Source organism: Asticcacaulis sp. P2_B1 (assembly GCF_056404915.1).
This window is the reverse complement of the sequence record NZ_JBFUDD010000004.1, coordinates 184,163-199,832: the sequence shown is the minus strand read 5'-3', so window position 1 is coordinate 199,832 and position 15,670 is coordinate 184,163. Positions and strand designations below refer to the sequence as shown.

The following is a 15,670-nucleotide window of genomic DNA, read 5'->3' as shown; positions in this document are numbered from 1 at the left end:
GCGTCGTCAGATCACTGAAAGTTCGGGGGATAAAACGACATCAAAACATAGAATGTCGCCAGGGCGCCCACTGTAAAGAAGGCCACCTGACCCGAGAAAACCAACACATTGACCGTCATGGAGGGCCTTACCTTGCCGCGATTTCGGTAAAGCAAGGTCGACAGGCACACCAGTCCCAGGAGCGTCAAGCCTATCCAATAGGGATGCGTGATGCTGACATAGAGGCGGAATGCCAGCATGATCATGGCGAAAGCGGTCAAGGTGCCCAAACCAAACGCCAGGGCCAGCCAGGGTACAATCTTGTCCGTTGTTGGTGCCTGCGCCGCCATGATCTCCATACCTGTACCCTGTATCCTGACCGACCCTACATGCTCCGCTGCGTATCTTCCAGCGCCATCCGCACCAGCGACTCCATGCACCATCGCGCCGCCCCGGTATCCCCGCGCGCAATGGCTTCGAGAACTCGACGATGTTCCGGCACCGGATCGCGCGGCAACGGCCCATGGCGCTGCTTGAAGCGCGTCGACCACGACACCGCCGCCTCGATGGAACTGCTGAGCGACGCCAGGGCTTCATTGCCCGTCGCCTGGATCAGGGTCGAGTGGAAATCGAGATCGGCCTGGCGCCCGGCATCGGTCGCCAGGGTCTCCCGCGCCATGATCAGCAGCGCCCGATCCATGGCCTCAACCTGGGCCTCGGTCCGCCGTTTGGCCGCCAGTTCGGCCGCCGCCGGCTCGGTGATCAGCCGCAGCTCGAACAAACCCTTGATAAAGCTCTCCGACGGTTCTGTCTCGAACATCCAGCCCAGAACCTCGGGATCCAAGATGTTCCACCGGCTGCGCTCGGTCACCCGCGTCCCCAGTTTCGGCCGGCTTTCGACCATGCCCTTGGCCGCCAGGATGCGGATGGCCTCGCGATAGGCCGAGCGGGAAATATGCAGGGATTCGCTGTTATCGATCTCATTGGGCAGGACCGAGCCCGATGGATAGATGCCCTTTAGGATCTCGACCCCCAGGCGATGCGCCATGGCGCCGTGCAGCCGCCCTTGCGACCCCGGCATGACCATGTTCGGCGCCTCCGAAATCAGCGGCTCGACCTGGCTGACGACCGTGAGATGCGGCTGGGTCATACGGCCACCGGCCAGCCATCGGCTGTCCATGCCAGGACCTGCATGCGCAAGGTCGGCATGCCGTTCCTTTGTGCGTCATAGGCGTGATACACGACGATCTCCTTACTCCCGGATTGCAGCACCGACGCGCCGCCCGGGCCCTTGAAGCGTTTCAATGGATCGAGGTCGGCATGCAGCACCACGGTTCCTCCCTCGTTCAACATCTTGCGGCCATCGCGGTCGCGATAGGGACCATCAATCGCCGCGGAACGGCCGCAGCAGGTGTAATAGCTGCTATTGGCGCCGCGACAGCAAAAGTCGTAGGCGGCAAAGAGATAATAATACTCGCCCTTGCGCCGGATGAAGGGGGCCTCGATGGCGCCTGGATCGCGCCGGCGCGCAATGGCCTTGGGCTCTGCTTTCGCATCCCTTTGTTTGCCGGATGCCGGGTCGAGTTCGATCAACTTGATACCGGTCCAGAAACTGCCGAACGTCAGCCAGTGGCGGCCGTTTTCGTCGATGATGTGGTTGGGGTCGATGGCGTTGTAATCGTCCTTGGTATCGGAAGCGATGACCAGACCCTCGTCCTTCCAGGCAAAGTCCGGAGCTGAGGTGTCGAGCGTCGGCGTGGTCAGCAGGCCAATGACGGAATGGTTGGAGCCGAAAGTAGAGGCTGAGTAATAGAGATAGTAGCGTCCGCCGACATAACTGATGTCAGGCGCCCAAATTCCCTTCGTGCCCGGTACCGCCTCCATGACCCAGTCGGGGAAAGCCTGTAGCACCGCACCCTTGAATGTCCACGTCACCAGGTCGGGAGATGTACGCCAATGGATCAGCCCCTTGCCTTCGGACATTTGGCTGGTGGTGAACAGGTGAAAGCCTCCCGCCTTGTCTTCGATGATGCAGGGGTCGTGGACGGGCGCCACGTCGCCGGTCAGCCGGTCATTGAGGGAGGCGCCGCTCTCCGCCAGAGAGGTCCATGGCGTGGCGGTCATCAAACCGGCGCCCGTTACTGCCCCCAGGGTCAGTTTGCTGAATCTTCGTCGAGTCCACATGGCACAAGCTCGGTTGTAGCGAATAAAAGAGGGCGCTGACGCTTTTGATATGCGACAGCGCCCCAGTTAGGTCAGTTGAGCGGAATGGCGATTACATCTTGTAACGGAAGCCGAGCAGGATCGTCTTGTCGTAACGGCGGGTATCGCGCGGGAAGTAGCCGGTCAGCTCGGGATGGAGCGGGTCGACGAAATAGTCCTTGAAATTGGTATCGAGCAGGTTGATGCCTTCAAGGGTAAAGGTGACGTTCGAATTCAGTTTGTAGGAAACCTGGGCGTCCATTTGGGCCGTCTTGGCGACCCAAAGGTCGTAGGTCGGCGTAAATTCGCGCGTATCCTGGAACTTGTCGCGCCAGTTATAGGCGACGCGGGCGGACCACGGACCCTTTTCGTACAGGGCGATCAGGTTATAGGACAGGGTCGACAAACCGGCGATCGGACGGTTGATGAACGCGTTCTGCACCGTCGAGAAGGCTGTTGTCTGGCCCTTCATATAGGTGACGTTGGCTTGCAGGCCCAGGCCGCTGAAGATGCCGGGCAGGAAGTCGTAGAACTGCTGGTAGCCGACTTCCAGGCCGTTGACGTGGCCGTCACCGGTGTTGCCGGGGCGGGTCACACGGTAGTTCAGACCGCCGAAGGTTTCGTTGCCATAGAAGGGCTGGATATAACCCTTGAATTCGCGATCGAAAGCCGTCGCCGTCAGGAAACCGTCAGCGGCGAAATACCATTCCAAAGCCAGGTCGTAATTGTTAGAGGTGAACGGACGCAGATTGGGGTTGCCGCCGCCGCCGGTCAGGCCGGTGGTGTTGGATACGACAGTCGACAGCGAAACACCGGGATTGAGATCGCCGAAGTTCGGACGCGTCAGGGTGCGGCCCGCAGCAAAGCGCGCGACCACGTCGGGCGTCAGGTTAAACTTGACGTTGAGGCTGGGCAGCAGGTTGGTGGCCTCGGTCTCACGATCGATCGGTGTGTATTCCAGGCCAGGATGGTTCGGGTCAGTATCCTGCGACAGGTTGCCCTTCAGGATTTCCCGCGTGTTGACCAGGCGGACACCGATCAGGGCGGACCAGGGCACGGCGCCCATATCGCCGCCGGCCTTGACTTGCCAGTAAACGGCAGAAGTCTTTTCCTTGACCGAGAAGAACGACCCCGGATCCAGAGGCTTGGCGTCTTCGGTACCCGTGAAGATCTTGCGGATGGTGCCGGTATGGTTGAGCAGGAAGTCGGCGGACGGCGTCGCCCACTGCGTCATGATATAGTCGGGACCACCCGAAGCCATCGGCTCCGACAGGCCGGCCAGACCCGGTACGTCGACGACATTGGTGGGCGTGTTCGGCCCGCCGTAGCCGCCGATGAACTGGTTGATGTGCTCGGCTGTCCGGTCGGCGAAACGGACGCCGGCTTTGAATTCCTTCAGTGTGATGTCTTCGTCCGGCAAGTAGGTCAGATCGCCGCTCCAGTCGACGCTCTTGCCCTTGTCATGACCGTAATTGTCGAACCAGTTGGCGAGGAAGAAGCCATTGCTCGACTTGATGTCGAAGCCCGGGCCGCCGTAATCGAGCTGAGCCGTGCCGTTGTGGTTGGTGTCAACCTTCACCAGAGGAACGATCACAGCGGTATCGAGGATCGGATTTTCGTAATCGAAGGTCGAGTCGGTCACAGCCAGGTCGGTCGATGCTTTCCAATTACCCATGCGGTGAGTGCCGCCGACAGCGAATTGCGTCGTGAACGACTTCTGGCGATTGGCCTGAGTCGAGGTGATAGTGAAGACGTTGTGGTTGGTCAGGGTCTTGAGGATATTGGTGCCCGGATAGACGGTTGCCGAGATATTGCCGTCGCCCAGCAGCGGCAGGCCGACGAAGAAATCGAGCTCGAAGTCGTTTTTGTATTCGGTCGCGAAACCTTCGAAATAGACGTCCGTGTCTTCATTCGGCCGCCATTGCAAGGCGACATTGGCCGAAGTACGGCGGCGGTCGCCGGTGATGGGAATATAGCCCATAACGAACGGCGCCTTGATGCTGGTCAGGCCCGACGGCAGGGTGCCTGCAGGGAAGGAGCCTGTCTGGTCCACCGACTCGACGTTGAAGGCGCGCTCTTCATGGAAGTGGCTGCGGGTGTAGGACAGCCCCAGCAGTGCGCCGAACTGGCCGTGGCTCGTATCCCAGGTATTGGAAACCGTGGCGCCGAGATTGGGGTCGTAGGCGCCCGCTTTGTCATTGTATTGAGCGCGTACGTTCGCGTTGAACTGCAGGCCCTTTTGATCGAAGGGACGGCGGGTGCGGACGTCGATCGTGCCGGCAATGCCGCCTTCGATCTGGCTGGCGCCGTTGGACTTGTAGACGTCGACGCGCTGGATCATGTTGACCGGCACGTCGGCGAGGGCAACGTAACGACCGGTGGTGGTGAACATTTCACGCCCGTTGAGCAGGGTGACGATATTCGGCAGGCCGCGGATCAGCACGGAATTGGCTTCACCGGAATCGCGGCGAATTTGGACGCCGGTCACCCGCGCCAGGGCGTCGGCGACATTGTTGTCGGGGAGCTTGCCGGCGTCTTCAGCGACCATGGTGTCGACGACGACATCACTGCGGCGTTTGATCTGCTGAGCGCTTTGCGCGGCTTTGCGTTGGCCGGTGACAACGACGACCGTTTCATCGCCAGTCGTAGACGCCGCCGGCGCGACATTTTGCGCGAAAGCGCCTTGAGCGCCCATACCGAGTGCGAAGGCGGAAACCGCCGCCGTCAGGCATAATTTGGTGAATTTAGCTGTGCGGCCGCGACGCGACCCTGACGACATGTCAGTCATTATTTAATCTCCCTAGCTTCGGTTCGTTGATAGGCTGAACTCTATACGGCCATATTGTCCGACAAAAGATTTGAGTCAAGGGAGTCGCGACACAGAAATCATCTTTTTGTCTGATTTATTGTACTTATGTCGCAAATCCGCAACATTGAGATAAGTTATTGAAATAATAAAAAGAAAGTTGAAATAAGTAATTTCAAATGTGAAAAAAATACCTATGGTACTTTCGTGGCTGGGCAATAATCATATGATTACAGGCACTTCGGGAAGTTTTAGTAGGACAAATATAAAATGCCCCTTCCTGTCTTCGGGAAGGGGCGCTTCAACGTTTATTTGCGCAACAATTTCAGGAGATGTTGAACGCCTCCGGGTCCGCGATAGCGAAACCGGCAAGGGCGACTGCCCGCCGCCGCTCGTGCGGCGAGCCATGCGGCGATTGAGCATCTAAGATGCCGTCAGCGCGAACACATTCCACGACAAAGGCTTCAGTTGCGCCGTAAACGACGTGCCCGAAATCTTCGCCGATTCATTGGCGCGCGGCGCGACGGCATCCGGCGCGTCCTTGGAATTGACCTTCTTCAGGTCGCCTTCATGCAGTTCCGTGCTCGCCGCAATCGTCAAACCCTGGCCCAAACCGCGCAGGTCCAAAGCCAGATCCATCGCCTGATCCGCCGAACGATTCAAAGCAAACAGACTGACCGCGCCTGTCTCCGCATTGAAGATCGCCGTCGCCAGCAGGTGCGGGACCTCGCCATGCGCCTTGGTCTCGAACGTCGTGGTATCGACCTTCAACCGCAACACCTCGCCATGGCCCAGACGCGTCGCATCGGCGATCGGATGGAAGATGGTCTGGCGCCACGCCGGCCCGCCGGTCTCGGTAAAGATCGGCCCGATGACATTGACCAGCTGCGCGAGGCAGGCGGCCTTGACCCGATCGGCATTGTTCATCATGACGATGAGCGCGCCGCCGACGACCAGGGCATCCTCGAAATTGTAGATTTCCTCGAGCAGGGGCGGGGCCTTGGGCCAGCCCGGCTTCTTGACGTCCTCGGGCGTATGCGCCTTGTACCAGACATTCCATTCGTCGAGCGACAGCATGATGCGCTTCTTCGAACGGCGCTTGGCGGCGACCGCATCGGCGACCGCGGTGATCTCCTTGATAAAGAAGTCGAGATTGTCGATCTCCGACAAGAACTCCTTGATATCGTTGCCGTCATTGCGGAAATAGGCGTGCAGGGAGATGAAGTCGACCTGGTCGAAACAGGTGTCCAGCACCTCATATTCCCAGGCGGCATAGGTGGCCATGGCGCGTTGCGACGACCCGCAGGCGGCGAGCGTGATCGACGGATCTACCCACTTCATCACCTTGCCGGTTTCCTGGGCGATGCGGCCATATTCCTGCGCCGTCTTGGCGCAGGTCTGCCACGGCCCGTCCATTTCATTGCCCAGGCACCAGAACTTGATGTCGTGCGGCTCGGGAAAACCGTGCGACGCTCTTAAGTCTGAGTAATAGGTGCCGCCGGGATGGTTGCAATATTCGAGGAAGTGACGCGCCTCGTCGGGCCCGCGCGTCCCCAGATTGACGGCGAACATCGGCTCGACCTCGGCCTGCTTACACCAGGTGATGAACTCGTTGGTGCCGAACTCATTGGTTTCGGTCGAATGCCAGGCCAGGTCGAGCTTGACTGGACGATCCGCCTTCGGCCCGACACCGTCTTCCCAATCATAGCCGCTGAGGAAATTGCCGCCGGGATAGCGCACGATCGTCACGCCCAATTCCCGCGTCAAGGCCATGACATCGCCGCGGAAGCCGTTCTCGTCGGCGGTCGGATGGCCGGGCTCATAGATGCCGCCATAGACGCAGCGGCCCATATGTTCGACGAAGGTGCCGAAGATGCGGCGGTCCAATGGGGCAATGACGAAATCGCGGTCGGCGATCAATGTGGCTTTGAGGGTCATGGTGCGATCTCAGAGAAGATGGAAAAGAAGGTCGTTGATGCGGTTCTCGGCGTCTTTCAACGCCTGTTCGGTCGTCTTGTGGCCGGTCTCGGCCGAGGCCAGCTCGTCGCCGATAATGTCGGAAATGGCGAACTGGCGCTGCACGCCCGCCGGCAAGGTCTGACCGTCGGCGCTTAAGGCTATAATGTCCTTGCGGTGGGGCAGGGCGAGATATTGCGCGCTGATTGCCACGGGGATCTGGCTGGGCAAATGGCCCGACCGCGACCAGTCGTAATCGTGCTGTTGCAGGAACTTCATCAGCCGCAAGACGGCCGCCGTCTCAGCCGGCGTGCGCTCGCGCTTCGGCATCACCCAGGCGTGGCCGTCGACATAGGCCGTCTGAGCTGAACCGAACAGCATCGGGTAGGGCTTGACGGTATAGGCGTGATAAAGCGGCCGGCCTTCGGTCTCGGCCTCGGAACTAAACGCCCCGATCATCCACGTCCCGACCTGGACTGTACCGCCCTTGCCGTTCAAAAACGCCGCCATCGCCGCCGGATAGTCCTGGTCGTGCGTCATCAGGTTTTCGGTGTACAATTGCCGGAACAGGTCGACGACGCGCCGCGCCTCCGGGGTATCGAGGTGGATATGTTTCGGGTCGTTGAAAAAGGCCGCGTGCTGGTCCATCAGATAGGTATAGAGGTTGCGCGTATAGGAGGCCTGCTCGTTCGATGTCGCCTGAATGACATAGGGCAGACCGGTGCGTTGCTTGAACTGCCGCGCCTGGGCGATGAACTCTTCCGGTGAATGGGGCAGGATCGGCTCACCGTCCTTCATCAGCCCGGCCTTGGCGAACAAAGCTGTATTGATGTGCCACAGCTGCGTCCAGTTATCGAACGGCATGCCGTAGACATGACCGTCACCATTCTTGTCATACAAGGTGACGCCCTTGCGCGCCGCCGGCGTGAAGTCGGCCGGGTTGATGCCGTTGGCCGCAAATTCGGCATCCAGCGGCACGATCAGCCCGCGCTTCTCATAGTCCGGCATGGCCGACATATGCATGGTGGTGATGTCGGGCGGATCATTGGCGGCATATTCGGCCGACAACTGGTCGTAGCCCGGCCACGCCGCGATATTGACCTTCAGCTTGATGTCGGGATTTTCCTTCTGGAACGCGTCCAGCAGCCCGGTGATGATCTCGCACTCGCCGTCGGCATTGCGCAGCGGCTTTTGGCCAACCGGAATATTGGCCCGGCACTCGCCGAATATGCGCTGCACGGTAATGTGGGTGTAATTGTCCTTCGGTTGACACCCGGCCAAGGCCAATAACGCCAGAAACATAATAATCTTATGCCTCCCTGCGCCCCTTGCGCGGGGAGGGGGACCGACGCGCCCTTGCGCGTTGGTGGGGGGGTGTCTTTCTTTCTTGCCCGTCCAGCTCATCGTACCGCTGCTCCCGATACCGCGCGCACGATATACTTCTGGAAGATGACGTAGACGATCAGGATCGGCACCGAGGCAAACACCGCCTGGGTCATCAGATACCCCAAACCCGAGGTCTGGGCGAAATTGATCTGCGACGACGCCAAACCGACCGTCAAAGTAAACATCTCCGATCGCGTCGCCGAAATCAGTGGCCACCAATAGTCGTTCCAGCTCGACAAAAAGGTGAAAATCCCCAAGGTCGCCTGCGCCGGCAGAGTGAGCGGCAGCAACACCTTCCAAAAGATTTTCAAGCGCGAGGCGTTGTCCAGCATGGCAGCCTCATCGAGTTCCTTCGGAATGGCGCGGAAATACTGCGTCATCAGGAAGACCCCGAACGGCGCCGCCAACCCGGGCAGGATCAAACCCGGATAGGAATTGTGCAGATGCAGCGCGCTGAACAGCTGATGCCGCGTAATAATCACCGCCTGCTCAGGGATAGCCAACCCGAACAACACGAACAGGAACAGCTTGTCGCGCCCCGGAAAATCCAGACGTGCAAAGCCATAACCGGCCAGGGACGACAGCACTAGCACGCCCAGAGTCGTTAAACCCGAGACGATGACCGAGTTCATCAGCCAGTGGAAAACCTGGCTGTTCTGCACGATGGCGCTGTAATTTTCGCCGGTATAGGGCGCATGAAAGGCATTGGCCGTGCTGCGCAGCAAATCGCCGTTCGACTTCAACGACAAGACGACGGTCCAGATCAGCGGCACCAGCATGATCAGGCCCAGCACGATCAGGGCGATCAGCACGCCGGCGTCGCTCAAACGCTTGGAGTTGGCCGGGCTCATCGGGCGGCCCCTTTGCGGGTGACGAAATATTGCACCATGGTGGCGATCAATATGATGGCGAACAGAATCTGCGACGCCGCCGCGGCATAACCAATATCCCAGCGCCGGAACCCGACCTCGAAGATAAACAACACGATCGGCCGCGACGCGCCATTGGGCCCGCCCTGGGTGATCAGTTGCGGTTGCCCGAACAATTGGAACTGCAGCACGACCTCGAAGATCGCCACCAGGATCACGGTCCGGCTGACGGAGGGCAGGGTGATCGACCACAGGATGCGCAACCACGAACTGTTGTCCAGAGCCGCCGCCTCATAGATATCCTTCGGCACCTGCTGCAGGGCCGACAGGTACAGCATCATCGGCAGGCCCAGGCACCACCAAACGGTGATAATCGCCATCGACACCATGACGAGATTGGGATCGCTGAGAAACGGTATGGGCGGAAGACCGAACATCGCCCGCACATTGGCGATAAAGCCGCCGTCGGGCATCAATATCATGCGCCAGATCAGGGTGACGATCGTCACCGACAAGACCGACGACGAGAAGAACACGCCGCGGAAAAACGCCGCCACCCGCGTCTGCCGGTTCAGCAGCAAGGCCAGCACCAACGGAATGACCGTCAGCGGCGGCACGGTCAGCAATACGAATCCGAACGTATTGGCCACGGCCTGCAAAAACACCGGATCGCGCAGCAAACGCGCAAAATTCTCAAAGCCGACAAACACCTTGCCGCCGAACAAGTCGGCCTTGAACAGGCTCAACCCCATCCCGGCGATCAGCGGGTAAATCAACAAACACAGATAAACAGCCACAAACGGCGCCACGAACAGCGCGTTACTCCACTCGGCCTTCTTTTTGCGCATGGGAAGGGCGGCCATCTAACATTCTCCTCCCTTGCAAGCCCGCAGGGCGTAGCGGGGGTATAGCGCCAGCGAAAGTACAGCTTTCGCCAGCGTTGGGCGCGGCGCTCGCGCTTCATCAGCGCGAAGTCCGCGACGGAGGGGGCCACAGCCCTTAGCCGCAAAACACATATTCATGCCACGCCATCCGCGTGAAAGCCCAAGCCTTCGCCGTCAAACAGATGCGCCGCCTTTCCGTCGACTTTCAAACTGACCGTATCGCCCATGGCAACCCGGCTCGAACCTTCGTCCTCGGCGGTCACCGCTGTGCCGTCCTTCAGCTTGGTGTAAACCAAGGTCCGTTCGCCCAAACGCTCGACGAATTCGACATGCGCGGTCAAATCCCCCTCGGCCGCTACGCTGACACTCTCCGGCCGCAGCCCCACACGCCAATGCGCCGACGCCGGCAACCCAGCCATCTTCACAGCCGTGCGAATCTCCGCCCCATCGCCCAGCCTGGCAACAGCAAAACCCTTTTCCTCAACAATCTCCGCCTTCAAAATATTCATCGGCGGCGAGCCGACAAACCCGGCGACAAAGACATTATTCGGCCGGCTATAGATCTCCATCGGCGTGCCGACCTGCTGGATCTTGCGGTCCTTCATGACCACGATCCTGTCCGCCAAAGTCATGGCCTCGACCTGATCGTGGGTCACCAAAATCATCGTCGCTTTCAACCGCCGCCTCAGTTGCGCCAGCTCAAGCCGCGTCCGCATCCGCAGCGCCGCATCCAGGTTCGACAGAGGCTCATCGAACAAAAACAGCTCGGGATTTTTGACGATGGCCCGGCCGATCGCCACCCGCTGTTTCTGTCCGCCGGACAACTCACCCGGTTTCCGTCCCAAATAATCCTGCAACTCCAGAATCCGCGCCGCCTCGTCGATGCGCCGCGCGATCTCATCCTTCGCAACGCCGATATTGCGCAAACCAAACGCCATATTGTCGGCGATCGTCATGTGAGGATAAAGGGCATAATGCTGGAACACCATGGCCACCCCGCGGGCGCCCGGCGGCAAGGTATCGACGCGCCGGTCGCCGATATGGATCTCGCCGGCATCGACTTCTTCCAGGCCGGCGATCATGCGCAGCAGGGTCGACTTGCCGCAGCCCGACGGCCCCAAAAAGGCGATGAATTCATTGGATGCAATGCTCAGCGAGATGTCGTCCAATACCTGGACGGCGCCATAGGCCTTGCTGACGTTCTTGATGGCGATGCCGCTCACGTGCGAACCCTCAGTTAACTTTTTCGTTGTGAGCAGCGGCCTAATGGCCGGTCTCTCCCTGTGTCTGGTGCAATTTTTGCGCTTTTTTACTCAGACAAAAAGCGGTTTAACACCGAATTTTAACCCCGGCAAGAGCGAAATAGTATGATGATTGGCTTTTGCCCTGCCTCGGCTTTTTCACCATGCAACACCCGCATAGCAGCGATTTCCATATATAAATACCGGCCTGCACGCTACAACGTCCACAAAATTGTCGCTATTTTCAGGTCTGACAAAAGGACGTCACTATTTTCATTTTGTCCGACTATATAGGCGGCAAATCCGGCCCAACTATATTTTTCCGCGTTCAAGGACCATTAGCCTTGTTGTGCCACACTGGCCTTTGCCGTCAGTGCGGCCGCCCGACAGAATGTCGGCGAAGCGTCCCATAGGAGGCGCAAAAACAATGGCGTCCGTCAATACCAATATCGGAGCGATGATCGCTCTGCAAAACCTGAACGCCATCTCGGCAGACCTCCGCACGACACAAAATCGTATCTCCACCGGCCTGAAAGTGTCCAGCGCCAAGGACGACGGTGCCGCTTGGGCCATCGCCCAGTCGCAGCGTGCCACCGTCAGGTCGCTCGATTCCGTCAAGGCGTCGCTGTCGCGCGGCTCGTCGGTCATCGATATCGCCATGGCCGCCGGCAGCTCGGTTTCGGACCTGTTGAGCGAGCTCAAGGAAAAGGCCCTGGCGGCGTCGGACACCTCGCTGGATACCACCGCCCGCAGCGCCTTGCGCTCCGACTTCACCTCGATCCGCGACCAGATCACCAAGACTCTGTCCAATGCCAGCTTCAACGGCGTCAATCTGCTCAACGGCTCGCGTTCGTCCATCTCCGCCCTGGCCAATGCCGAGGGCACCAGCCGGATGACCGTCGCCGCCGAAAACATGTCCCTGGGCGGCTCCATCGTGACGCTGGGGGCCATGGCCGACTTCGCCACCGCCACCTCGGCGGCCAACCTGCTGACGACGCTCGATTCCTCGATCAACAACGTCTCGGCGGCCCTGGCCAAACTCGGCACCGGCTCGAAGGCCCTCGACGGCCACCTGACCTTTATCGGCAAGCTCCAGGACTCGATTGAAGCGGGAGTCGGCAAACTGGTCGATGCCGACATGGCCCGCGAGAGCACCAAGCTCCAGGCCCTGCAGATCAAGCAGCAGCTGGCCATCCAGGCCCTGTCCATCGCCAACCAGTCCTCTTCCTACATCCTCAGCCTGTTCCGCTAGGTCTCAGGAACGGCGTAACGTAAAATCGTTTCAATCGACACGAAGCCAAAGAAATATAGCGTTTGGCGCGTATTTTGCATCTTGTTGCAGCGCTGTCATATGTTAGTCTTGAGACATTGTTATCTGACACAGACAACCTGGGGGGGATGCCATGACGACCTGGATCATGGAAGGTTCAACGACCTTTGACGAAGACGCGACCGGCCTTATCGAAAGCCTGCTGAGCGGCTATTACACGACATTTACGACCGGCGTCGTCACGGTCAATGGCAAGGCGATAGACGGCCTCAGCGGCTGGTACGCCAATATCTATCCGGTCGGCAGCTTTACGCAAGTAACGGGAACCGGCGGGACCACCACCTTCACCGGCAGTGTCGACCATATCGATATCTACAACGCCCAAAATGTCCTGGTCGCCACGGTCACCGACATACCGGCCGGCATCGATTATGCCCACCTCGACATCCTCAATCCCTTGTCCGACGCTTTCCTGCTTGAGGTCGACGGTACGGACTTCAGCGATACCATCCACGTCGACGGGCAATTCGTCGATGGCGGCGCCGGTAATGACAGCCTGACGGGCGGGGACGGCGACGACGGCATGTTCGGGAATGACGGAATCGATACCTTGTCGGGCGGCGGCGGCAGCGACCTGATCGCCATCGACGCCGGCGACACCGGCAACGGCGGCAGCGGCGACGACCTGTTCTATTTTGTCGGCGTGGCCGGATCGACCACGATCGACGGCGGCACGGGCAACGATGTCCTCGATTTTTCCACCTACGGCTTTTCCGGCGCCAATGTCTCGATGGGTATGCCGGTCAGCGGTTTCAACTATATCAAGGCGACCAATGTCGAAGCCGTCCTCGGCAGCTATTACGACGACACCATCGTCGGCAGCGTCAATGACGATATCATGGCCGGCCTCGACGGTAACGACCATCTCAGCGGCTGGACGGGCGATGACCTGATCGACGGCGGCCTCGGCAATGACGTCATCGATGGCGKCGTGGGCTTCGACGAAGTCGACTACTCGGCCTCCTATAACGGCGTCACCGTCGATCTCGTCGCCGGTTCGGCGACCGGCTTCGGCAGCGACACGCTTTCCGGCGTCGAAAAAATCGACGGTACCAACCAAGCCGACATCCTCTACGGCGACGACAACGCCAACACCCTGGTCGGCCTCGGCGGCAGCGATGTCATGAACGGCCGCGGCGGTGGCGACACGATGATAGGTGGCGACGGCAGCGACGTCTATTATGTCGACAGTGTCGACGATAGCGTTACCGAATTGCTGTCGGACAGCGGCTTTGACACCGAATATAGTTCCGTCAACCTTGTCGCCGCTGCCGCCATCGAAACCGCCATCTTGATGGGGACGGACGATCTCACCCTGACGGCGGGAACCGGCGCGACCGGCATGCATTTGGTTGGCAATGCCGGCGCGAATGTGTTGACCGGCAACGACGGTAATAATGCGATGGACGGCGGCGAAGGCGCCGACACCATGGCCGGTGGCAATGGCCATGATACCTACACGATCGACAATGCCGGCGATGTCGTGGTCGAGATCGCCGACGGCGGCGACGATAACGTCGGTACATACATCAGCTATGTCCTGAGCGAAAATGTCGAGAATGCCGTCATCATCGGTACCGGCAATCTCGCCCTGACCGGTAATGCTCTGGACAATACCCTGTCGGGCGGCGACGGCGACAACGTCCTGGACGGCGGCGCTGGCGACGATTTTATCAACGGTGGCCTGGGCAACGATACCTACATAGTTGACAGCATCAATGACGGCATCTTCGACAATGGGGGCCTCGATGTAGTCGAGGCTACGGTCAGCTATACGCTGGTAGTGGCCGATCCCGAGACAGCCTTGGAAAACCTCACCCTGACCGGCAGCGACAATATCGACGGCACCGGCAACGACCTGGCCAATATCCTCGCCGGCAACAGCGGCAACAATGCCCTGAACGGCGGCGGCGGCAGGGATACCCTCCTGGGCGGTCTTGGCGCCGACACATTGGACGGTGGCGCCGGCGCTGACAAGATGGCCGGCGGGGCCGGCAACGACACCTACTATGTCGACAGCTCGAGCGATGTCGTGACCGAGCTAAACGGCGGCGGCAGCGACACGGTCATCAGCGCACGCACCTATACCCTGGGTGCCTATGTCGAAAAACTGACCCTGACCGGCACCGGTAACACCGCCGGCACGGGGAATACCCTGAACAACACCCTTATCGGCAATGACGGCAATAACAAGCTGATCGGCGGCGAGGGCAATGACAGCCTGGGCGGCGGTTTGGGCAATGATACGCTCGATGGCGGCAAGGGCGGCGACACCATGAAGGGCGGCCAGGGCGACGACCGCTACTATGTCGACAACAAGCTCGACGTCGTCACTGAATACGGCAATTCCGGCAATGATACGGTTGCGATCAACGGCACCTACACCTTAGGCGCCAACATCGAGAACCTGATCCTCACCGGCACCGGTATTCGTTTCGGCACAGGCAATGCGTTGGACAATCACATCACCGGCAACGCCGGTAATAACACCCTGGGCGGCGCCGACGGCAATGATGTTATCGATGGCGGCAAAGGCGCTGATAACATGCGCGGCGGTAAGGGTGATGATATCTTTTATGTCGACAATGCCGGCGACACGGTCACCGAATACACCAATTCGGGCACCGACACAGTCTTCAGTTCGATCAGCTTTACCCTTGGCAACAATGTCGAAGGCCTGGGCCTGACGGGGACCGGCAATATCGACGCCATCGGCAACAGCCGCGGCAATACCCTGATGAGCAATAGCGGCGCCAACCACTTGACCGGCGGCGCGGGCGGCGACTCCTTCATGTTCGGCCTGGGCAGCGGCGCCGACGTCATCACCGACTTTTCCGCTGCGGAAGGCGATCTGATCGACCTCAGCCCCTACCACGCCCAATTGACAGCTGTCCTGCTTCAATCCGGCGCCGACGTCACCATCGACCTTGGCGGCGGCAATATCATCACCGTATTGAACGCCACGGTGACCGATCCGGGCCTGCTGGGCGCCATCATCTGGTAGTTCATGGATCGTG

Annotated in this window: 11 protein-coding genes; 2 read left to right on the top strand and 9 right to left on the bottom strand. The window is 59.7% G+C overall.

All coding sequences use genetic code 11. From position 1 onward, the window contains the following. Positions 1 to 11 precede the first annotated feature (11 nt). From AC1DX3_RS12840 to AC1DX3_RS12800, 9 genes are all read right to left on the bottom strand, one after another. Positions 12 to 338 (bottom strand): hypothetical protein, encoded by a 327-nt coding sequence (locus tag AC1DX3_RS12840; protein WP_476989696.1) that lies wholly within the window; start codon positions 336 to 338, stop codon positions 12 to 14. Between the two features lie 26 nt (positions 339 to 364). Next, on the bottom strand, positions 365 to 1,066 hold the full coding sequence (locus AC1DX3_RS12835) for a FadR/GntR family transcriptional regulator (protein ID WP_476989803.1): 702 nt from the start codon (positions 1,064 to 1,066) through the stop codon (positions 365 to 367). Between the two features lie 59 nt (positions 1,067 to 1,125). Further along, entirely contained in the window at positions 1,126 to 2,163 is a 1,038-nt protein-coding gene (locus tag AC1DX3_RS12830) for an arabinan endo-1,5-alpha-L-arabinosidase (RefSeq protein WP_476989695.1), read from the bottom strand. A 91-nt stretch (positions 2,164 to 2,254) separates the two neighbouring features. Then, positions 2,255 to 4,969 (bottom strand): TonB-dependent receptor, encoded by a 2,715-nt coding sequence (locus tag AC1DX3_RS12825; protein WP_476989694.1) that lies wholly within the window; start codon positions 4,967 to 4,969, stop codon positions 2,255 to 2,257. A 441-nt stretch (positions 4,970 to 5,410) separates the two neighbouring features. After that, positions 5,411 to 6,925, bottom strand: coding sequence for an arabinosylfuranosidase ArfA (gene arfA / locus AC1DX3_RS12820; RefSeq protein WP_476989693.1), 1,515 nt, complete (start codon positions 6,923 to 6,925; stop codon positions 5,411 to 5,413). A 9-nt stretch (positions 6,926 to 6,934) separates the two neighbouring features. After that, positions 6,935 to 8,245 carry an ABC transporter substrate-binding protein gene (locus AC1DX3_RS12815; protein ID WP_476989692.1) on the bottom strand — a complete coding sequence of 437 codons (1,311 nt, stop codon included), beginning with the start codon at positions 8,243 to 8,245 and terminating at the stop codon, positions 6,935 to 6,937. 98 nt (positions 8,246 to 8,343) lie between these two features. Then, positions 8,344 to 9,180, bottom strand: a complete 837-nt coding sequence (locus AC1DX3_RS12810; protein WP_476989691.1) for a carbohydrate ABC transporter permease — start codon at positions 9,178 to 9,180, stop codon at positions 8,344 to 8,346. Then, positions 9,177 to 10,061, bottom strand: a complete 885-nt coding sequence (locus AC1DX3_RS12805; RefSeq protein ID WP_476989690.1) for a carbohydrate ABC transporter permease — start codon at positions 10,059 to 10,061, stop codon at positions 9,177 to 9,179. The genes AC1DX3_RS12810 and AC1DX3_RS12805 overlap by 4 nt, the downstream gene beginning before the upstream one ends. A gap of 155 nt (positions 10,062 to 10,216) precedes the next feature. Next, the gene (locus tag AC1DX3_RS12800; protein WP_476989689.1) at positions 10,217 to 11,305 is read right to left on the bottom strand and encodes an ABC transporter ATP-binding protein; all 1,089 of its coding nucleotides are present in this window, start codon (positions 11,303 to 11,305) and stop codon (positions 10,217 to 10,219) included. Between the two features lie 445 nt (positions 11,306 to 11,750). Between AC1DX3_RS12800 and AC1DX3_RS12795 the strand changes: the two genes are divergently transcribed. After that, positions 11,751 to 12,575, top strand: a complete 825-nt coding sequence (locus AC1DX3_RS12795) for a flagellin (RefSeq protein ID WP_476989688.1) — start codon at positions 11,751 to 11,753, stop codon at positions 12,573 to 12,575. A gap of 151 nt (positions 12,576 to 12,726) precedes the next feature. After that, on the top strand, positions 12,727 to 15,657 hold the full coding sequence (locus tag AC1DX3_RS12790) for a beta strand repeat-containing protein (RefSeq protein WP_476989687.1): 2,931 nt from the start codon (positions 12,727 to 12,729) through the stop codon (positions 15,655 to 15,657). The last annotated feature ends 13 nt before the right edge of the window (positions 15,658 to 15,670 follow it).

Bases quoted from the DNA above. Each gene is read 5' to 3' on its own strand.
- AC1DX3_RS12840 (WP_476989696.1), bottom strand. From the start codon at position 338: ATGGAGATCATGGCGGCGCAGGCACCAACAACGGACAAGATTGTACCC.
- AC1DX3_RS12835 (WP_476989803.1), bottom strand. From the start codon at position 1,066: ATGGTCATGCCGGGGTCGCAAGGGCGGCTGCACGGCGCCATGGCGCAT.
- AC1DX3_RS12830 (WP_476989695.1), bottom strand. From the start codon at position 2,163: ATGTGGACTCGACGAAGATTCAGCAAACTGACCCTGGGGGCAGTAACG.
- AC1DX3_RS12825 (WP_476989694.1), bottom strand. From the start codon at position 4,969: ATGACTGACATGTCGTCAGGGTCGCGTCGCGGCCGCACAGCTAAATTC.
- arfA (WP_476989693.1), bottom strand. From the start codon at position 6,925: ATGACCCTCAAAGCCACATTGATCGCCGACCGCGATTTCGTCATTGCC.
- AC1DX3_RS12815 (WP_476989692.1), bottom strand. From the start codon at position 8,245: ATGTTTCTGGCGTTATTGGCCTTGGCCGGGTGTCAACCGAAGGACAAT.
- AC1DX3_RS12810 (WP_476989691.1), bottom strand. From the start codon at position 9,180: ATGAGCCCGGCCAACTCCAAGCGTTTGAGCGACGCCGGCGTGCTGATC.
- AC1DX3_RS12805 (WP_476989690.1), bottom strand. From the start codon at position 10,061: ATGGCCGCCCTTCCCATGCGCAAAAAGAAGGCCGAGTGGAGTAACGCG.
- AC1DX3_RS12795 (WP_476989688.1), top strand. From the start codon at position 11,751: ATGGCGTCCGTCAATACCAATATCGGAGCGATGATCGCTCTGCAAAAC.